The 19,829-nt window shown below is 60.8% G+C and carries 18 protein-coding genes; 17 read left to right on the top strand and 1 reads right to left on the bottom strand.

Going from position 1 to position 19,829, the window contains the following annotated elements:
- Positions 1-217 precede the first annotated feature (217 nt).
- From waaF to SOP95_RS27025, 15 genes are all read left to right on the top strand, one after another.
- On the top strand, positions 218-1,252 hold the full coding sequence (waaF, locus tag SOP95_RS27095) for a lipopolysaccharide heptosyltransferase II (RefSeq protein ID WP_274076037.1): 1,035 nt from the start codon (positions 218-220) through the stop codon (positions 1,250-1,252).
- A 1-nt stretch (position 1,253) separates the two neighbouring features.
- Positions 1,254-2,315: a lipopolysaccharide heptosyltransferase I gene (gene waaC / locus SOP95_RS27090; protein WP_323608926.1), complete on the top strand. Its 1,062-nt coding sequence runs from the start codon at positions 1,254-1,256 to the stop codon at positions 2,313-2,315.
- Positions 2,315-3,436 (top strand): glycosyltransferase family 4 protein, encoded by a 1,122-nt coding sequence (locus SOP95_RS27085; RefSeq protein WP_323608925.1) that lies wholly within the window; start codon positions 2,315-2,317, stop codon positions 3,434-3,436. Before waaC ends, SOP95_RS27085 begins: the two co-directional genes overlap by 1 nt.
- Positions 3,437-4,243, top strand: a complete 807-nt coding sequence (rfaP, locus tag SOP95_RS27080) for a lipopolysaccharide core heptose(I) kinase RfaP (RefSeq protein WP_274076034.1) — start codon at positions 3,437-3,439, stop codon at positions 4,241-4,243.
- Positions 4,243-4,977: a lipopolysaccharide kinase InaA family protein gene (locus tag SOP95_RS27075; protein WP_274076033.1), complete on the top strand. Its 735-nt coding sequence runs from the start codon at positions 4,243-4,245 to the stop codon at positions 4,975-4,977. The genes rfaP and SOP95_RS27075 overlap by 1 nt, the downstream gene beginning before the upstream one ends.
- Positions 4,974-5,726: a lipopolysaccharide kinase InaA family protein gene (locus SOP95_RS27070; RefSeq protein ID WP_274076032.1), complete on the top strand. Its 753-nt coding sequence runs from the start codon at positions 4,974-4,976 to the stop codon at positions 5,724-5,726. The genes SOP95_RS27075 and SOP95_RS27070 overlap by 4 nt, the downstream gene beginning before the upstream one ends.
- Complete coding sequence (locus SOP95_RS27065; RefSeq protein ID WP_323608924.1) at positions 5,726-7,177, top strand: lipopolysaccharide kinase InaA family protein; 1,452 nt, start codon at positions 5,726-5,728, stop codon at positions 7,175-7,177. The genes SOP95_RS27070 and SOP95_RS27065 overlap by 1 nt, the downstream gene beginning before the upstream one ends.
- Before the next feature lie 218 nt (positions 7,178-7,395).
- Complete coding sequence (locus SOP95_RS27060; protein WP_323608923.1) at positions 7,396-7,731, top strand: YceK/YidQ family lipoprotein; 336 nt, start codon at positions 7,396-7,398, stop codon at positions 7,729-7,731.
- A gap of 130 nt (positions 7,732-7,861) precedes the next feature.
- Positions 7,862-9,619 (top strand): carbamoyltransferase family protein, encoded by a 1,758-nt coding sequence (locus SOP95_RS27055; RefSeq protein ID WP_323608922.1) that lies wholly within the window; start codon positions 7,862-7,864, stop codon positions 9,617-9,619.
- The gene (locus SOP95_RS27050; RefSeq protein WP_323608921.1) at positions 9,603-10,733 is read left to right on the top strand and encodes a glycosyltransferase; all 1,131 of its coding nucleotides are present in this window, start codon (positions 9,603-9,605) and stop codon (positions 10,731-10,733) included. Before SOP95_RS27055 ends, SOP95_RS27050 begins: the two co-directional genes overlap by 17 nt.
- A complete protein-coding gene (locus SOP95_RS27045) occupies positions 10,733-11,629 on the top strand; it encodes an antimicrobial resistance protein Mig-14 (protein ID WP_274076027.1) in 897 nt (298 codons plus the stop codon). The genes SOP95_RS27050 and SOP95_RS27045 overlap by 1 nt, the downstream gene beginning before the upstream one ends.
- A gap of 8 nt (positions 11,630-11,637) precedes the next feature.
- The gene (locus SOP95_RS27040; RefSeq protein WP_323608920.1) at positions 11,638-13,038 is read left to right on the top strand and encodes a PIG-L deacetylase family protein; all 1,401 of its coding nucleotides are present in this window, start codon (positions 11,638-11,640) and stop codon (positions 13,036-13,038) included.
- An 85-nt stretch (positions 13,039-13,123) separates the two neighbouring features.
- Positions 13,124-14,080, top strand: a complete 957-nt coding sequence (locus tag SOP95_RS27035; RefSeq protein WP_323608919.1) for a glycosyltransferase — start codon at positions 13,124-13,126, stop codon at positions 14,078-14,080.
- Positions 14,081-14,135: 55 nt separating this feature from the next.
- The gene (locus tag SOP95_RS27030) at positions 14,136-14,897 is read left to right on the top strand and encodes a glycosyltransferase family 2 protein (RefSeq protein ID WP_274076024.1); all 762 of its coding nucleotides are present in this window, start codon (positions 14,136-14,138) and stop codon (positions 14,895-14,897) included.
- A 48-nt stretch (positions 14,898-14,945) separates the two neighbouring features.
- Positions 14,946-16,040 (top strand): glycosyltransferase, encoded by a 1,095-nt coding sequence (locus SOP95_RS27025; RefSeq protein WP_323608918.1) that lies wholly within the window; start codon positions 14,946-14,948, stop codon positions 16,038-16,040.
- On the opposite strand, the gene SOP95_RS27020 is transcribed toward SOP95_RS27025, so the two are convergent.
- The gene (locus tag SOP95_RS27020; protein WP_274076131.1) at positions 16,035-16,640 is read right to left on the bottom strand and encodes a toluene tolerance protein; all 606 of its coding nucleotides are present in this window, start codon (positions 16,638-16,640) and stop codon (positions 16,035-16,037) included. The two genes, SOP95_RS27025 and SOP95_RS27020, sit on opposite strands and share 6 nt — an antisense overlap.
- A 110-nt stretch (positions 16,641-16,750) precedes the next feature.
- Between SOP95_RS27020 and SOP95_RS27015 the strand changes: the two genes are divergently transcribed.
- Both SOP95_RS27015 and msbA read left to right on the top strand, forming a co-directional pair.
- Positions 16,751-17,923, top strand: a complete 1,173-nt coding sequence (locus SOP95_RS27015) for an O-antigen ligase family protein (RefSeq protein ID WP_323608917.1) — start codon at positions 16,751-16,753, stop codon at positions 17,921-17,923.
- 15 nt (positions 17,924-17,938) lie between these two features.
- Positions 17,939-19,744 (top strand): lipid A export permease/ATP-binding protein MsbA, encoded by a 1,806-nt coding sequence (gene msbA / locus SOP95_RS27010; protein ID WP_274076021.1) that lies wholly within the window; start codon positions 17,939-17,941, stop codon positions 19,742-19,744.
- The last annotated feature ends 85 nt before the right edge of the window (positions 19,745-19,829 follow it).

Below are 19,829 nucleotides of genomic sequence, written 5' to 3'. Positions count from 1 at the left end.
GGCCCCTTCGCGAGCAAGCCCGCTCCCACAGTAGATCTGCAGTGTCATGCAGGTCGAGGTACACCAATACCCAATGTGGGAGCGAGCCTGCTCGCGATAGCGGAGTGACAGTCGACAGCAATGTTGGAGGTGATGACCCATCGCAAGCCGCCTTGCTCCTACAGTGATTCTCGAGGCGGGGAGGCGTAGGCCTCCCCGGTTCGTTTATGGAAGCCACATGAAAATTCTGATCGTTGGGCCCAGTTGGGTCGGTGACATGGTGATGGCGCAGACACTGTTTCAGTGTCTCAAGCAACGCCACCCGCAATGCGAAATCGACGTGCTGGCCCCCGAGTGGAGCCGGCCGATTCTTGAGCGCATGCCCGAAGTTCGCCAGGCCTTGAGCTTTCCGCTCGGCCACGGTGCACTGGAACTGGCGACGCGTCGACGCATCGGAAAATCCCTGGGCGGCCAGTACGACCAGGCGATCCTGCTGCCCAATTCCCTGAAGTCGGCACTGGTGCCGTTCTTTGCCGGCATCCCCAAGCGCACCGGCTGGCGTGGCGAGTTCCGCTACGGCCTGCTCAACGATGTGCGCACGCTGGACAAAGAACGTTACCCACTGATGATCGAGCGCTTCATGGCCCTGGCCTATGAGCCGGGCGTTGAACTGCCCAAGCCTTACCCGCGCCCGAGCCTGCGGATCGATCCGGTGACTCGCGAGGCCGCATTGGCCAAGTTCGGCCTGGCCCTCGACCGTCCGGTGTTGGCCCTGTGCCCCGGTGCCGAGTTCGGCGAGTCCAAGCGCTGGCCGTCGGAGCACTACGCCAAAGTCGCCGAAGCGAAGATTCGCGAAGGCTGGCAAGTCTGGCTGTTTGGTTCGAAGAACGATCATGCCGTGGGTGAAGACATCCGTTCGCGGCTGATCCCCGGCTTGCGTGAAGAGTCGGTGAACCTCAGTGGCGGCACCTCGTTGGCCGAGGCCATCGATTTGTTGTCCTGCGCCGATTCCGTGGTGTCCAACGATTCTGGCCTGATGCACGTTGCCGCTGCGCTGAACCGCCCGCTGGTGGCGGTCTACGGCTCGACGTCGCCGGGCTTCACGCCGCCGCTGGCCGAGCATGTCGAGATCGTGCGCCTGGGCATTGAATGCAGCCCATGCTTCGACCGCACATGCCGTTTCGGCCATTACAACTGCCTGCGCCAGCTGATGCCGCAAGCGGTGAACGAAGCCTTGCAGCGTTTGCAGGGCACTGTGGTCGAGGTCAAATAGTTTGCGGGTACTGCTGATCAAGACTTCATCGCTGGGCGACGTGATTCATGCGCTGCCGGCGCTGACCGACGCCTCGCGGGCCATCCCCGGCATCACGTTCGACTGGGTGGTGGAGGAAGGCTTCGCCGAAATTCCGAGCTGGCACCCGGCGGTGGGCAAGGTGATTCCGGTGGCGATCCGTCGCTGGCGCAAGAACATCTGGCAGACCATCAAGAGTGGCGAGTGGAAACGCTTCAAGCAAAGCGTCCGCGCCTCCAAATATGATCTGGTCATCGATGCCCAGGGCCTGCTGAAAAGCGCTCTGCTCACCCGGTATGTGAAAGCCCCGGTGGCGGGTCTCGATAAAAGTTCGGCACGCGAGCCCGTCGCCGCGCGGTTCTATAACCGTCGCCTGGCGGTTGCCCGCGGACAGCATGCGGTGGAGCGGGTGCGTCAGCTGTTCGCCATCGCCCTGGGTTATGACCTGCCCAAGGGCCTGGGCGACTACGGCCTGAACGTCGAACGCCTGGTGGAGCTGCCGCGCAAGAATCCGTATGTGGTGTTCCTGCACGGCACCACCTGGGACACCAAGCACTGGCCCGAAGCCTACTGGCGCGAGCTGACCGAACGGGTCGGATATCTCGGGGTGGGCGTGAAACTGCCGTGGGGCAACGCGGCGGAGAAGGCCCGCGCCGAGCGCATCGCCGCCGGCTTCAAACACGCCGAGGTATTGCCCAAGTTGAATCTGGCCGGGGTCGGTAAAGTCCTGGCTGGCGCGCAAGCCTGCGTGGCGGTGGACACCGGTCTCGGTCATCTGGCCGCGGCACTGGATGTGCCGACGCTGTCGCTGTTCGGCCCGACCAATCCGGGCCTGACCGGGGCCTACGGCAAGTCGCAGATACACCTGGCCAGCGACTTCCCCTGCGCGCCGTGCCTGCAAAAGAAATGCACCTATCAACCGACGGCCGAAGATGCCCGTCAGTTTGACCTGAAACGCGAGTGGCCATTGTGCTTCACGCGTCTGAATCCCGAGCGTGTCGCGAGCCGACTGAGCACGTTATTACTGGCTGAGGAGCTGCGCTGATGCAATTGGCATTTGTCCTGTACAAGTATTTTCCCTTTGGTGGCCTGCAGCGCGATTTCATGCGCATCGCCCTGGAGTGCCAGAAGCGCGGCCATCAGATCCGCGTCTACACGCTGATCTGGGAAGGTGAGGTGCCGCCGGGTTTCGAAGTGCTGGTGGCGCCGGTCAAGGCCTTCTTCAACCATCGACGCAACGAAAAGCTCAGCGAGTGGATGGAAGCGGACCTGGCCAAGCGTCCGGTGGACCGCTTGATCGGCTTCAACAAGATGCCGGGCCTGGATGTCTACTACGCCGCCGACGGCTGCTTCGAAGACAAGGCGCAGAACCTGCGCAACTCGCTGTACCGACGTTGGGGCCGCTACCGCCACTTCGCCGAGTACGAGCGGGCGGTGTTCGCCAAAGAGGCGAAGACCGAAGTGCTGATGATTTCCGAGGTCCAGCAACCGCTGTTCATCAAGCATTACGGCACGCCGCTGGAACGCTTCCACCTGCTGCCGCCAGGCATTGCACAGGATCGTCGTCGGCCGGCGGATGCGGACGAGATTCGCGCCGGGTTCCGCGCTGAATTCAATCTCAAGGACGATGACTTGCTGCTGGTGCAGATCGGCTCCGGGTTCAAGACCAAGGGTGTGGATCGCAGCCTCAAGGCCTTGGCGGCATTGCCCGCTGATCTGAAGAAGCGCACCCGGCTGTTTGTAATTGGCCAGGACGACCCCAAGTTATTCCAGATGCAGAGCGCCACGCTGGGGCTCGGCGACAACGTGACGTTCCTCAAGGGCCGCAGCGATATTCCGCGTTTCCTGTTGGGCGCCGATCTGTTGATCCACCCGGCCTACAACGAAAACACCGGTACCGTGCTGCTCGAAGCGCTGGTGGCCGGGCTGCCGGTGCTGGTGAGCGCGGTCTGCGGGTACGCCCATTACATCGCCGAGGCCGACGCTGGCCTGGTGCTGGACGAGCCGTTCGATCAAGCCCAGCTGGCCCAGTACCTGACCGGCATGTTGAACGACGCTCAAGCAAGGGCGGCCTGGAGTCGCAACGGTGTGGCCTTCGCCGAGACGGCCGACCTCTACAGCATGCCGCAGCATGCGGCCGATGTGATTCTGGCGGAGCACGCTTAAATGAAGTTGATGCTGGCTGAACCGTTCAAGAGCCTCTGGGCCGGACGCGACCCGTTCGCCGAAGTCGAGGGATTGCAGGGCGAGGTGTACCGTGAGCTCGAAGCTCGCCGTACCCTGCGCACCGAGGTGGACGGCAACGGGTTTTTCGTGAAGATCCACCGTGGCATCGGCTGGGGCGAGATCTTCAAGAACCTGCTCACCGCCAAGCTGCCGGTATTGGGTGCCGGCCAGGAGTGGAAGGCCATCCAGCGCCTGCAGGAAGTCGGCGTGCCTACCATGACCGCCGTCGCCTATGGCGAAAAAGGCAGCAACCCGGCGGACCAGCATTCGTTCATCGTCACCGAAGAGCTGGCGCCGACCGTCAGCCTTGAAGATTTCAGCATCAACTGGTCCAAGCAGCCGCCGGAGCCAAAACTCAAGCGCGCGCTGATCGCTGAAGTGGCGCGCATGACCGGCATGATGCACCGCGCCGGGGTCAACCATCGTGACTGCTACATCTGCCACTTCCTGCTGCACACCGACAAGCCGGTGACCGCAGACGATTTCAAACTCTCGGTGATCGACCTGCACCGCGCCCAGACCCGTCCGACGATCACCTCGCGCTGGCGTAACAAGGATCTGGCGGCGCTGTATTTTTCCGCCCTGGACATCGGCCTGACCCGGCGCGACAAGTTGCGTTTCCTCAAGGGTTATTTCCAGCGGCCGCTACGCCAGATCCTGGGCGAAGAAGCGGGGCTGCTGAGCTGGCTCGAAGGCAAGGCCAACAAGCTTTACGAGCGTAAACAGCGGTACGGAGACGCGCTCTGATGGCGGGTTGGAGACTGGAGCCTGCTTATCGCGATCTGGCACAAGACTTCGGCAGCCTTGATGCCGTGTTTGCGCTGCAGGGCGAGCGCCTGACCCGCGATCCGCTGTCGGAGGTCATTCGCGTCCAGCGCAATGGCGTCAACTATTACGTCAAGCGCTACGTGGGGGCAGGCAAGGGCTTGCGCCGCTACCTGGGCAAGCCACGGGTGAAGATGGAGTGGCAGAACCTCAAGCGCTTTGCCAAGTGGGGCATCCCCACCGCCGAGGTGGTGGCCTGGGGGCTGGAGCGTCGCGGTGCAGCCTATGATCGTGGGGCGATGATCACCCGCGAACTGCCACATACGGAAGATTTGTCGGCCCTGGCCGAGCGGCACGATGCGAAACTGGCGGACCGCGCCTGGGTCGACAGCATCAGCCGACAACTGGCCAATTACACCCGCACGATGCACGAGCATCACTTTACCCATAACGATTTGAAGTGGCGCAACCTGCTGGTCGATGATCAGGCCCGACTGTTCCTGATCGATTGCCCCAACGGTGATTTCTGGAGAGGTTTCTGGCTCAAGTACCGAATCACCAAGGACCTGGCCTGCCTGGACAAGGTCGCCAAGTATCAACTGTCGGCCACCCAGCGCCTGCGCTTTTACCTGCAATACCGCCAACGGACCCGGCTCAATGCCGCCGATAAAAAACGCATCCGGCACGTGGTGAGATTTTTCGAGGGACGCGAATGACTGATTTTCTGGCCGCTGAAGACCGTGCGCTGCTTGAGCGTCACGGCCTCGGCACGTTCGACGCGCTCTGGGCCCGGCAGCTCGATGCCGTGGACGAACCCAACACCCTGCGGGGTGGCTGGAGCAGCGTGTTTCGACTGGAACTGGAAGGTCGTGGCTACTACCTCAAGCGCCAGAGCAACTACCAGATGCATACCTTGCATGCGCCGTTTGGCGAGCCGAGTTTTGCCCGGGAGTTTCGCAACATCAGCCGTTACGAAAAGCTCGGCATACCGGCGCTCAAGGCGGTGTTCTTCGGTGAGCGCAAGGTGGACGGTGAAACCCGGGCCATTCTCCTGACGCGTGCCCTCGACGGTTGGGATGATCTGGATTCGCTGTTGCATCGTTGGACGGATCTCGGCGAGGCGCAGCAGGTAGCCATTCTGCAAGCTTGCGGGCACCTGGCGCAGCGTCTGCACGGCATGCGCCAGGTGCATGGCTGCTTCTACCCCAAGCATATTTTCCTGCGGGCCACCGGCGACGGGTATCAGGCGCAGCTGATCGACCTGGAAAAGACCCGGCACCTGTTGTTCGGGCTGCGCGACCGCGTAAAGGACCTGGAGCCGTTGCTGCGTCGGGCGCCCGAGTGGAGCGAAGGGCAATTGCGGGTGCTGCTGGGCGCTTATCTGGATCAACCCCAGGACAGCTCGTTGATCGACACCTGGCTGACGCGCCTGACCGCGCGGCGCAGCCATAAGGAGAAGCGCTGATGCGTTTATCCGAACTGAAAAGCGCTGGCCGTCACCCGAGCCTGCCGCTCAGTCTTTCACTGGCCGATGCTGCCGGGCCGGCGCAGCTACAGTTGCTGACCCTGTTGCGGGTCTTGCCCGGGCAGCGTTATGTCGGTGCGGGTGTCTGGCGCGGTCGGCCCGTGCTGGCCAAGTTGCTGGTTGGCAGCAAGGCGGCGCGGCATTTCCAGCGCGAGCTGGACGGTGTACGACTGCTCGCCGCCCAGGGCCTGACCACGCCGCTGCTGTTGGCTGACGGTCTGAAGGATGGCGAGGGTGGCTGGCTGCTGTTTGAATTCCTTGAGGGCGCCCAAAGCCTGGGGGATGCCTGGCAGCAGGTGGAAGGCCTGCCGGTGCTGGCCGATGAGCAGTCAGCCGTTTTGGCGCAAGCCTTGGGCGCAATCGGTCAAATGCATCGCAAAGGTTTGTGGCAGGAAGACCTGCACCTGGACAACCTGCTGCGCCAGGGCAATCGACTGTATTTGATCGATGGCGCCGGTATCTGCAGCGAAACGCCAGGCCAGCCGCTCTCGCGGCAAAAGGTCCTGGAAAATCTCGGGGTGTTTTTCGCCCAGTTGCCCAAGTCGCTGGAGCCGTTCACCGAAGAATTGCTGGTGTACTACCTGCTGAGCAACGGCGAGCATGCCCTGCCCATGGAGGCGCTGCAGAAACAGGTCGACAAGGTTCGCAGCTGGCGCCTCAAGGACTTCCTGATCAAGGTCGGTCGCGAATGCACGCTGTTCAGCGTCCAGCGCGGAGCGTTCGGCTTGCGGGCGATTCGTCGCGAAGAAGAAACGGCCATGCTGCCCGTACTGGCCCAGGCCGATGCCTTGCTGGATCAGGGGCACCTGTACAAGACCGGCGGCGCGGCGAGCGTTGGCAAGGTCGAGGTGGATGGCCGAACGCTGGTGATCAAGCGCTACAACATCAAGGGTTTCGCCCACTGGCTCAAGCGCTTCTGGCGCCCGAGCCGTGCCTGGCACTCCTGGCGCGAAGGCAATCGCCTGGCATTTCTCGGCATCGCCACGCCCAAGCCCCTGGCGGTGCTGGAGAAGCGTTTTCTCTGGTTGCGCAGCCGTGCCTATCTGATCACCGAACATCTGTCGGGGCCGGACATCATCGAGCGTTTCGCACCGTACATCGAGAGTGGTGATGCGCCTGAAGCCGAGTTGCTGGCGCTGGATCACCTGTTTGCCGAATTGATTGCCGAGCGCATCAGCCACGGCGACTTCAAGGGTCACAACCTGTTCTGGCAGCAGGATCGCTGGGCGCTGATCGATCTGGATTCTATGTGCCAGCACGGCTCGCTCGCCAATTTCGCCCCGGCGTATGCGCGGGATCGGGCGCGGTTCATGCGCAACTGGCCTGAGAGTAGTGCGCTTTATCAGGTCATCGATCAGCGTCTTCCGAAAGATATCTCCAGCGCAGTCTGAATCTCTTCGCGAGCAAGCCCGCTCCCACATTTCAACCGCGTTCACATAGATGAAAGCGGTCGAAATGTGGGAGCGGGCTTGCTCGCGAAGGGGCCGGAACAGCCAGCGAAGATAAGGGACAACTTCTTAAGCATCGTCCTACAGGAACTTGGGAAGCCATGAACTGTGGCCTGAATGACCACGATGCTAGCTTGCCTGACGTTCACGGAGGGCAAGCTTTGACGATCAAAAAGGCAGTCACATCAGGTGTCATCTCACTGGCTTTGACAGGGTGCGGGACCGTCTCGACGGTCTTGCAGGACGATGCCGACGCGGCCCAGGCGCTTCGGCGGCAAAAAACTTATTGTCAGTCCATTCCACGGGTCTACAGCGGCCTGGCCTACGATTTTTGCGTATTGAATGCGCCTCCCGATCCAACGGGTATCTTCGTTCCAGTCATTTTGCTGGACCTGGCATTGTCCGGCACGCTGGATACCGTAGTCTTGCCCTACACCCTTTACCGGCAGGGCACGGATGGCAACATCCGTATTTACTGGCGGCCTGCCCGAGGCTGATAACCGTAGGGTCATTCCCGGCATCTTTAAGCTATAATCCCGCCCTTTAGCTGTCTCTCGCCCGTTGCGAGGGCACATTAATTATTGAGGCGCATTGCGCCTGCACGCAGACTAAAGAGGCTAGACCCCTGTGGCATTGACGATTCTTGGCCTGTCCGGCGCCCTTAGCCATGATCCTTCCGCAGCCCTGTACATCGACGGCAAGCTGGTCGCGGCGGCGGAAGAAGAGCGCTTCGTACGCGATAAACATGCAAAGAACCGCATGCCCTACGAATCGGCGAAGTTCTGCCTGGAACAGGCCGGCATCAAGCCTTCCGACGTTGACGTGGTAGCGATTCCATTCGCGCCGATCAGCCTGTTCGGCAAGGCCCGCTGGCAGTACGCCAAGCGTTACTGGTACGCCCCGGATCGTGCACTCGACGCGATCCTGATGGGCAACCGTCGCTACAAACGCTATCGCAACAAGATCGTCTGGTGCCTGGAGCAACTGGGCTTCGACCCGAAGAAGATCAAGATCGAGCCGGTCGAGCACCACCTGGCCCACGCTTCCAGTGCCTACCACTGCTCCGGTTTCAAAGAGAAAACCGCGATCCTCGGGATCGACGGCAAGGGCGAGTACGCTACGACCTTCTTCGGTTATGGCGAAAACGGCAAGATCCACAAGATCAAGGAATTCTTCGATCCGGACTCCCTCGGTGGCCTATACGGCGCGATCACCGAGTTCCTCGGTTTCGATATGCTCGACGGTGAGTTCAAGGTCATGGGCATGGCGCCGTACGGCGACGCCAGCAAATACGATTTCTCGCGCCTGGCCTCGTTCGAAAACGGCGAATTGGTGATCAACACCGACTATGCCAACGTCATCGGCCTGCGTCGCTACAAAGAGAAGGGCAAGGGTTACTACTTCTCGCCGAAGCTGATCGAGTGGCTGGGTCCGAAGCGCGAAGGCGACATCGCCGACGAGCCGTACATCCACTACGCCGCGAGCATCCAGGCGCTGTTCGAAAAAATTGCGCTGCAGATGATCGACCACTACCTGGGCGACGTGCTCAAGGAAACCGGCAAGCTGGCCTACGCCGGTGGCTGTGCGTTGAACGTCAAGCTGAACCAGAAAATCATCGCCCGCGACGACGTCAAGGAACTGTTCGTCCAGCCTGCATCCGGTGACGCCGGTACCGCGGTGGGCGCGGCAGCCTATGTGTCCCACGCCCGTGGCGTCCCGGTCGAGAAGATGGAACACGTGTACCTCGGCCCGTCGTACAGCAACGAAGACGTGATCGCGGCCTGCGCCCGTCACGAGAACAAGCCGACCTGGCGCAAGCTCGACAACATGCCGGACCAGATCGCCAGGATCATGGTCGATGGTAACCCGGTGGCCTGGTTCCAGGGCCGCATGGAGTTCGGTCCGCGTGCACTGGGTGGTCGCTCGATCATCGGTTGCCCGAGCATTCCCGGCGTGGCCGACCGCATCAACCACCAGATCAAGTTCCGCGAGCGCTGGAGGCCTTTCTGCCCGTCGATGCTCGACACCGTGGCGCCGCAGATGATCAAGATCGATCACCCGGCTCCGTTCATGACCTTCACCTTCGAAGTGGCTGAGGAGTGGAAAACCCGCGTGCCGGAAGTCGTCCACGAAGACGGCACTTCCCGTGCCCAGGTGCTCAAGCGCGAATACAACCCGCGCTACTACGACATGATGAAGGCGCTGGAAGTCCTCACCGGCAATGGTGTGTCGCTGAACACCTCGCTGAACCGTCGTGGCGAGCCGATGATCTGCTCACCGACCGACGCGCTGAACATGTTCTTCGGTTCCGATCTACAGTATCTGATCATGGAAGACATCCTGGTGGTCAAAGAGGGCGCGGACACCTATGACACGCTCGGCTGAACGCCATGTGCTGCAGTTCTGCCACGGCTATGACGGGCCGTTCCTGGACTGCGCGCGGCAGTACGCCAGCCTCTTCGCGGGGACCGGTTACCGGGTGACCACGGTGTTCCTGACCGGGGTCGCCGATGCCGAGGTTGCCGCCGGTTGCGCCTCCGATGAAGTGTTGTTCATGGAATACAGCTCCAAGGCCATTCGTGGCTTGAAGCTGGGCGCCATCGGCGATCTGCGCAAGATCGCCGCTTCGCGCAATTTCAGTTTCTGCATTGCCCATCGCTTCAAGCCCATCTACATCGCCTTGCTCGGCACCTCGTTGCCGGTGATTGGCGTGCACCATGCGTTTGACGATTACAAACGCGGCACACGCAAACTCTTCGCGCAGGTTTTCCGCAAGCGCCTGAGCCTGCTCGGGGTGTCCGATGCGGTGCGCGATGACATGCGCCAATGCCTGCCGAAGTGGCCGGCGGCACGGATTCAGACGCTGTACAACCGGATCGACGTGCCGGCTTTGCAGGCAAGCCAGGTATCGGTTCGCGAGGCGCGCGAGACCCTCGGCCTGTCGGAGGACGCCTGGATTGTCGGCAACGTCGGGCGCCTGCATCCGGACAAGGACCAGGCCACCTTGCTGGACGGTTTTGCCCAGGCGCTGCCCGGGTTACCGGCCAACAGCCAGCTGGTGATCCTCGGTAGCGGTCGACTGGAGCAGGATCTGAAAGCCCAGGCGCGCGAGCTGGGGATTGGCAACCGCGTGCTGTTCCTTGGTCAGGTCCCTGAGGCCCGACGGTATTTCAAGGCATTCGATGTGTTTGCCCTGAGCTCCGATCATGAACCTTTCGGCATGGTGCTGCTCGAAGCCATGGCGGCGGGCGTGCCGTTGCTTGCAACGGCGTGTGGCGGCGCGAAGGAAGTGGTCGAAGGCGTGGGCATCCTGTTCCCGCTGGGCGATGCCGAGCACCTGGCTCAAGGCCTGCAACATCTGGCCGCAATGGACGAGCAGCAACGTCGCCAGTGTGCCGAGCTGATGCTCGAGCGCCTGCGCGAACGCTTCTCCGACCGCGCGGTGCGCGATGCTTTCTGGCACTTGCCGCACGTTACCGAACTGGCACAGAGGGGCTGATGCTCAACCGATTTCAAGGCTGGCGCGAACGTGGCTGGTCGCTCTCCGATGCCCCGACCTATGCCCAGGCCTGGCAGCGTTATGGCGGCAGCGTCGCCACTCACCCACTGGTGGTCGAGCGCCTGGCGCAGCTGGCCGGTATCCCCGTGCGATACCTGGCCTGGGAGCAGGACGGCGAAATCAAGGCCGCAATCCCGACCTGGGGGCGCGACCTCGCCTTGTCCAAGGACGTGCTCAAGCGTAACGGCAAAAAGGGCCTGTTCGACCTTGGCAATGCCGAGATCATCCTGCCGGCTGCGGCCGATGCCCAGGCACCTTTGCGCCATCGCGGGCGTTACCTGTCGGCGCTCAACGAAAACCGTTTCACCGGCATCCGGCTGCAGGCCGAGCAACTGGCCATGGCCCGCACGCCCGAAGAGTTGTCGAAGAAGTTTCGCTACAACCAGCGCCGCGAACTCAGGTTGCTGGAAGAGGCAGGCGGCGTAGTACGACCGGTCAGCGAATTTTCCAGCCAGGAGCTGGGGGCGATCTATTGCGATCTGTTCCAGCGCCGCTGGGGGTTCCCGGCGACCGGTGCCGAGCGCATGGCCGAGGTCATCGAGTTGTTGCGCGAGCTGCTGATCGGTTCGGTGATTTTCCTCAACGATGCCCCCATTGCCATTCAACTGGTGTACCGCGTCGAGACGCCGCAGTGGATCAGCGTCGAATACATCAATGGCGGTGTCGACCCCGAAACCCGCGAGTTCAGCCCCGGTAGCGTGCTGAGTTTTCTCAACACCCAAAGCGCCTGGGAGCACGCCAGGGCACTGGACAAGCCCCTGCGCTTTTCCTTTGGCCGCGCCGACCGGGAATACAAGGATCGCTGGTGCAACCCTGTGCCGGTCTACACCGTATGAGTCAGCCCATGAACCGCAAACAGCAATTGCTCAAGCGCCACCGGCGCAACAAACGCATCGGTCTGCTGGTCGCACTGGTGCTGTTGATCCTTTGCGGCATCCTGGTGGCGTGGTGGTTGCCGCTGGTGCTGGCGGTGGTGGGCTGGGTGGTCCACGAAGCCTGGTTTGCCGATCACCTGTTCTATTCGCCGAACGACCACTATCAATACACTTTTCCTCCCTACACTCCGCAGCCCAAGGTGCACCTGAACGGGGAGCATCTGCGCCTGGACGAGGGTGTCATGCTGGTCGACGACGCGACGCTGGTGCTGGCCCTGAAGGTAAAAAGCACGTGGCTGGGACGCTTCTTCGATCCTATGGTCGAGTTGTTGGGTGGCGATAACCCGGACCGGCAGACCTTCGAGCGGGGTGTGAACGGCCTGCGTTACCTCAATCTCAGTGGCCAGGCTCAGGTGCTGTCGCGTGGTGAGTTGCGTCTGCGCGGGCGTTTCTGCCGGCTGGTGGGCGAGCCGGTCCTGTGGGCATTCGAGCATCCGGACTTTCGCCGGCAACGGGTGATGGTCATCGCCCCGCACGCCGATGATGCCGAGCTGGCGGCCTACGGTTTGTACAGCCAGGCGGACGAGACCTGGATCGTGACGCTCACCGCCGGTGAAATCGAAGCCGAACATTATCAGCGCATGGGCATGGACAAGGTCGAGGCGGCGCGCCTCAAAGGCCGGTTGCGCGCCTGGGACAGCATCGCCGTGCCGCGCTGGGCCGGTGTACCGCAAGCCCATTGCGTGCAGTTGGGCTATTTCTGCCTGCAACTGGCGGCCATGCAGGCATCGCCCGCCAAGCCGATAGGCTCGCGGGAAGCGGATTTGGACGACACCCGGTTGTTTCGTCAGTTGAACCCGTTTGGCCTGCCGGGCGATGTCGATGGCGCGCCCACCTGGAACAACCTGCTGGCGGATCTGCAAGCCCTGCTGCTGCGGGCTCGGCCTGAGGTGATCGTGTTGCCGCACCCGACCCTCGACCCCCATCCCGATCACATTTGCGCGCAGGCCGCGGTGCTCGAAGCGCTAAAGGGTCTTGATTGGCAGCCGACGCTGTTGGGGTATGCCAATCACCTGCACGACAACGATCGCTGGCCCATGGGTGACACCGGAGCCGGTATTGCCCTTCCTCCTGTGTTCGATCCGGGCCAGCAGATGCATCCCTGGTGTCTGCAGCTTTCCCTGGCGCAGCAGCGTGACAAGGCCATGGCATTGGCAATGATGCACGACCTGCAGCCACCGGCTCCCTTCAAGCGTCGCCTGCGGCGTGGTTTGCAGCGGTTGCTCGCGGGGCGGGGCGGTTCGCCATACGGCGATAATGAATTTTTTCGCAAGGCTGTGCGACGCCAGGAACTGTTTTGGCGTTTGTAAGGTGTCATGGGCCTGAAGGTCGGCTGCCTGGCGGCAGGTTCGGATTCAGGTGTTGCTCCATTTGCCTGTTGTGGCAAGGAAGACGATGAAAGTTCTATTTCTGGTGCAGAAAGATCAGCGGGCCATTCTGGACCGTCTGTACGACGGGGTCGCGGCTCATTGCGAGTGCGACTTGCGGTGGTTGAGCAGCAAGGAACAGCGCAACCTGCGCAGTTATTTCCGGCGTGAAGTCGATGTGTCCCGATACGACCGGATCGTGTTTTTCCTGCGTTTCAAGCAGGAGATCCGCCAGGTCGGATTTATCCGCACGATTCCCAACCTGGTCATTCTCGAACACGATGCTTACCAGAACTACATTCCTTGCAAGTACACCGGCAAGTTCAGCGCGCACTACCGTCGCCTGCCCTGGGCGCGGGTCATCAGTTCCGGCTTCGTTGTCACCGAGCGCCTGCGTGCAGAGGGTTTCGATGCGGTGTTCGTGCCCAAGGGCTATGACCAGACGCAACTTGCGGATCAGGGGCGCGAGCGGGATATCGAGCTGGCGTTCGTCGGCAGTACCAACAGCGTCGCCTACAGCGGTCGCAAGGCCTTGCTCGATGAACTGGGTCGCGTCGAGCCTTTGGTGGTGACTCGCACCAAATCCGGCGAGGAGTACCGCGATACGCTCAACCGCATTCGCTTTTTCGTCAGTGCCGACGTCGGCATGGGCGAGTTCATGATCAAGAATTTCGAGGCCATGGCCTGTGGCTGTGTCTTGCTGGCTTATGATCAGGGCGCAGCGGAAAACCAGGCGCTTGGCTTGCAGGACATGCACAACGTGGTGTTCTACCAGGACATTGCGCAGCTTCAGGAGAAACTGGCCAGACTGCGCAGCGAACCGCAACTGGCGCAGAGCATCGCTCGCAATGGTCGGGAGTTGGCGGTCAACCAATTCAGCTTTGCCCGCATCGGCCAACGTATCGTCGAAGAACTTGAGCCTGCACTGCGCCCTCGCGCGCCGTTGAGTCTGTTGGAAAGAATTCGACTCAATTTGGGTGTTTGACAAGCGTTGGCCAGCCATTGATATTGCTGGCCACTTCTACTTTGTTGAGACAACCGTGCATTTTTCCCACGAGAGTGACATCACGCTGGTGGTCACAAGCTGTGGTCGCCTGGACCTGCTCAAGACCACCCTCGAGAGCTTCGATCGATTCAATACGGCGCCCATCCGCGAAGTGTTCATCACCGAGGATGCAGGTGACGCAGAGGTACACGCGGTGATTCCAGCCCACTGGAAGGATCACTGTACGGTCTTCGTCAATCGACCCAAGCTGGGTCAGCTGGCGTCGATCGACCTGGCGTACGAACACGTCAGCACGAGCTATATCTTCCATTGCGAGGATGACTGGGAATTCTACCGCCCAGGGTTTGTGGAGGACTCCATGACCGTTCTCCAATCTCGCCCGGAAATCCTGCAAGTATGGTTGCGTAGCTATACTCATGATCTGCGGGTTCACAGCCCCTACATTCATCTGGGGCCGCGTGAAGTCGTCGGTGGAGTGGCTTGCCATCCATTGATTTCCGACAAGCCGGAGTGGCAGGGGTTCTCGCTGAACCCAGGCCTGCGACGGGTCAAGGAATATCGATTGTGCGCGCCTTTTTCCGGGCACGCTGGCGAGAAAGCGCTGTCACAGCGATACGCACAGTTGAACCTGACTGCCCTGACGCTTGAAGCGGACGCAGTCATGCACACCGGGTTTGGCCTGCACGTGCAAACGCCTGTAGAGCGACAGCGCAAGGCGCGTCGCAGCCGGCGCGAACAGGTCAAGTTCGTTTTGTTTTTGTTGTTGGGAGTCTGCATTGGCTGGTCCATCAAGTAGCGACACCGCAGCTTATCCCCATAACCTTTTGTATTGGCTGCTTGCCCTATGAGTATTCTCAACGTGATGTGGGCAGGTGGTGCTCCGTTTGCCTCGATCCACAAGGTGCATCAGCAGATACTGTCTCAAGCCTTGCCCTCGGCCCCGGTGAAAACCTGGTTGCTCCAGGGAGACGCCGCCGAATGCGGAGTGGACGTCGGTGAGATACGCGAGTGGGGATTGTCTTCTGCCCGATTGAAAGGGCGGCATTTCTGGCGATTGACCAAACCCTGGATGCGAGCCCGCTTTCACCGCGCCCTCCAGGACAGCGACGCACGACTGTTGTTGCTCGACGGATTGGGCGTAGCGCGCACGCTGTTACCGATACTCAAGTCCTTGCCGCATATCCGCGTCGTGGTCATCTTTCATGGGGCGACTCGGCTGCATGCGGGTGATCGAGTGCTCTTTCAACAGCTCCCGGCTTCCCAGCTGGCCTTGGCTGCAGTGTCGAACACCCTCGCAGCCTCACTGAGCAGTGACTTGCAAATACCGGTCATGACCTTGCGCAGTGCCTTTGAGCCTGCCGCCTTCTGTTGCGCTTTGCTTCCTCGGGAAGAGGCGCGGGCCCGATTGGGCTTGCCTGCGGACGGTGGGCCGGTATTGGGAGCGGTGGGGCGCCTGGTTTCGGAAAAGGGCTTCGGCTGCCTGCTTGATGCTTTTGCGGCGGCATTGCGGGAGCGCCCCGACCTGAGATTGGTCATTGTCGGGGAAGGCAGCACCCGAGCCTCGCTGCAGGCTCGTATTGATGAGCTGGGGCTGCATGGGCAAGTCTTGCTGCCGGGCCATCTTGATGATGCGGCGCGTCTTTATCGTGCGTTCGACTGGGTCGCGATCCCGTCGCGGGAGGAAGGTCTGGGGCTGATCATGCAGGAGGCGGTCATGGCGGGGGTTCCGGTACTGTCCAGTGAGCTGGCGGTATTTCGCGAACAGCTGGCCGATAGTGGCTGGTACGCCCCGGTTGATGACGTGAACGCCTGGCGCGACGCGATCTTGCGAGCGTTCAGCGTCTCTGCCGCAGCGGTCGCCGCTGATCAGTTCCAGGCATTAGGGCCGGATCAAGCCTGGCTGAGCTTCAGCCAGACCGCCCGTGCACTACTCTCATGAGGGCAGCACTGCCTGCTCCAATGCTTGCATCGGAAAGGTGTCGTTCAGGTTCTCGCGTGCAATATAGCGCGCGAAGTGTTGCAGGTTGCGTTTGATCAGATGCCGAGGCAAGGGGGCTCGCAGGAAACGCATGTCAGCCACATCGATCAGGCCCATTTGATTGTCGGGCGTGATCACAATGTTGCCCAGGTGCAGTGAGCGGAAGTAAATCCCCGATTGATGCAGTCGACGTATCAGTCCGGCCAGCTCAGGCAAGGCTTGCGGCCAGTTGAAACCGTCCTTGCTGGCGATCTGGCGCAGGGTCTGGCCTGGCAGCGGCTGGTACAGCACGGCTGTCATGCCGGGCGCCTGCAGTCGGTAATACTGCAGGACCTGCAAGGTCGGCACGCCGAGCTTCTGCAGTTCGACGGCATTGTCGATGAAGCGTTTCGAGTAAGGCCGAAACAAGGCGGATGAAAATATACGCTTGCGACGAAACAGTTTGAGGATATTCCCGTCTTGCAACAGGTAGACTTTTGGCCCGTAACTGTCGGCCTCCAATACTTTGGCGCCGTCAATCATTTGATTCAGGGTGGCTTGAGGGAGCCGGGAACATTGCATCGTAGAAAGCCTTGTTGGAAGAACGGGGCGCCATGGCGGGCAATGATGCCGAAAAAATTCAGCTTTAACCATGTCGGGTTGGGTGAGCGAACGCTTACAGGAGCAATTTGATGCAAGAAACTCGTTGGGCGCAAGCATGGATGACAGTAGGTCTTTTGTGGTTTTTGTTGGCCATCGCCATTGCGCCTACCAACAAGCTCTATCAGCAAGGCTTGGTGGTGTTTCTCTGGTTGCCTGCAATCATGCTCTGCTGGTCCGCACGGGCCCGGCTTCGGGAATTGTTCCATGAACAGCGCTGGATCTACCTGCCGTTGCTGGGGCTGGTGATCTGGTCACTGCTCAGTCTTTCATGGTCGAACACGCCTGATCCTGATCGCGCAGCCAAGCGCGTGCTGTACATCGTGGTGTTCCTGTTGTTCTTTCCGGTTTTCGCCAATGCCCGACCCGAGCGCGTGATCCGCGTCATGCAATGGGGAGGTATAGGGCTGGCTGTCACGGCGCTGGTGGCGATCGTCAAATTTTATGGAATGCATGGCAACGTCTGGGTTTCACGCGTGGAAGGGCTGGGCGAATTGTCCCATCCGATCCTGGGCGGCTACGTCATCGGCCTGGCAGCCGTGTGGCTGGTACTCTGGACACCGCGTACGGGCGTGATGCAGGTGGTCTGTGCCGTTGCGTTGTGCCTTCTGGGTGTATTTGTTCTGCTCAGCCAGAGTCGCGGCGCTGCCTTGGCACTGTTCCTCACGATACTGGCCATGCCGATCTGGTGCCGTGACCGGCGCAGTTGCGTCATCGCGGCGCTCGCATTGATCATCGCGATGCTGGCGTTCTGGCTTTTCGAATCCCTGGTCCTGTCGCGCGGTGTTTCCTATCGCCCGCAGATCCTGATGGCCAGTTTGCAAATGATCGCGGAACACCCATGGCGCGGCCTGGGCCTTGGCAGTAACTACAATGTGTTCGCCGATGGGCAGCATTTTGACCACGCCCATAACCTGTTCACCCACGTAGCCATCGAATTGGGCCTGCCAGGGTTGTTGTTGTGGGTGGCGACCTGGATCGCAGTACTGCGCGAGGCCTGGAAGGTTCGGGAAACGCTCTATGCCAAGGGAATTATCGGCATCTGGTTGTTCTCTACCCTGGCGATGCAATTCGATGCCGCCAGCCTGAACGGGACACCGAGGGCCGAATGGTTTATCAGCTGGTTACCCATTGGCCTGGCCAGTGTTTTGGTATGGGCGCGGGCCAATCCCGACGCTTGTGATAAAATTTCGCGTTCTTCCTAACCAGTGAGCTCTACGATGAGTGACGCACCGCCCAAAGCGGGACAGGACTCCAGCCTGAAAATCTATTTTCGGCTATTGGGGTATGTAAAACCTTATCTCGGCCTTTTCTTGCTGAGTATCGTGGGCTTCGTGATCTTTGCCTCCACACAGCCGATGCTGGCGGGGATTCTCAAATATTTCGTCGATGGCCTGAGCAATCCTGAAGCGGTGCTCTTCCCCAACGTCCCTTATCTGAAGGACTTGCAGCTGCTGATGGCCGTGCCATTGCTGATCATCCTGATCGCGGCGTGGCAAGGCCTGGGCTCCTTCCTTGGCAACTATTACCTGGCGAAGGTTTCGCTGGGGCTGGTGCATGACCTGCGGGTCGAGTTGTTCAACAAGTTGCTGGTTCTGCCAAACCGCTATTTCGATACGCATAATTCCGGGCATCTGATCTCGCGCATCACGTTCAACGTGACCATGGTGACCGGTGCCGCTACCGATGCAATCAAGGTGGTGATTCGCGAAGGCCTTACCGTGGTCTTCCTGTTTGCCTACCTGCTGTGGATGAACTGGAAACTGACCATCGTGATGCTGGCCATCCTGCCGCTGATTGCACTCATGGTGGGTAACACCAGCAAGAAATTCCGCAAGCAGAGCAAGAAGATCCAGGTGGCCATGGGCGATGTGACCCATGTGGCGTCCGAGACCATCCAGGGTTATCGCGTGGTGCGCAGCTTCGGTGGCGAGAGCTATGAAGAGCGGCGCTTTGCCGAAGCCAGCCAGGGCAATACCGACAAGCAACTGCGCATGACCAAGACCGGGGCGGTCTACACGCCGATGTTGCAGTTGGTGATCTACACCGCCATGGCCGTGCTGATGTTCCTGGTGCTGTTCCTGCGCGGTGATGCCACCGCCGGTGACCTGGTGGCCTACATCACGGCGGCGGGTCTGCTGCCCAAGCCGATCCGGCAGCTGTCGGAAGTCAGTTCGACCATTCAGAAAGGTGTCGCCGGTGCCGAAAGCATTTTCGAGCAACTGGACGTCGAGCCGGAAGTCGACCACGGTACCGTTGAGCGCGACCGCGTCAATGGCTACCTGGAAGTGCGCAACCTGAGCTTTACCTATCCCGGGACAGAGCGTGAAGTGCTGAAGAACATCAGCTTCACTGCGGCGCCAGGGCAGATGATCGCACTGGTTGGTCGCTCTGGCAGCGGCAAGTCGACACTCGCCAGCCTGATACCGCGCTTCTACCATCATGAAGTCGGCGAGATCCTGCTCGATGATGTCGAAATCGAAGACTACCGCCTGCGCAACCTGCGTCGGCACGTAGCACAAGTCACACAACATGTGACCCTGTTCAACGACACTATCGCCAACAATATCGCCTACGGTGACCTGGCTGGCGCACCTCGTGCAGACATTGAAAAGGCTGCTGCGGACGCCTATGCCATGGACTTCATCGCGCAGATGCCGCAAGGCCTGGATACCCAGGTCGGGGAAAACGGCGTACTGCTGTCCGGCGGCCAGCGCCAGCGCCTGGCGATTGCCCGGGCCTTGCTGAAAAATGCCCCGTTGCTGATTCTAGACGAAGCCACCTCGGCGCTCGATACCGAGTCCGAGCGGCACATTCAGGCAGCCCTGGATCAAGTCATGAAAGGTCGTACCACGCTGGTCATCGCTCACCGGTTGTCGACTATCGAAAAGGCCGACCTGATTCTGGTGATGGATCAGGGTGAAATCGTCGAGCGTGGCACCCACACGCAATTGCTGGCGCAAAATGGCTACTATTCGCGCCTGCATGCGATGGGGCTCGATACGCCGGCCGAAGACATCGCCTGACACCGACTTCAGGGTGAGCCTGGCTCACCCTGAAGCTCAGCCGGCGTGCAATGCGCCGCTCGAGTGAATCCATGCGCGATTCTTG

The sequence above is a fragment of the Pseudomonas sp. YuFO8 genome (genome assembly GCF_035065025.1).
Classification (GTDB): domain Bacteria; phylum Pseudomonadota; class Gammaproteobacteria; order Pseudomonadales; family Pseudomonadaceae; genus Aquipseudomonas; species Aquipseudomonas putida_AE.
This window is presented reverse-complemented; position numbering and strand designations above follow the sequence as displayed.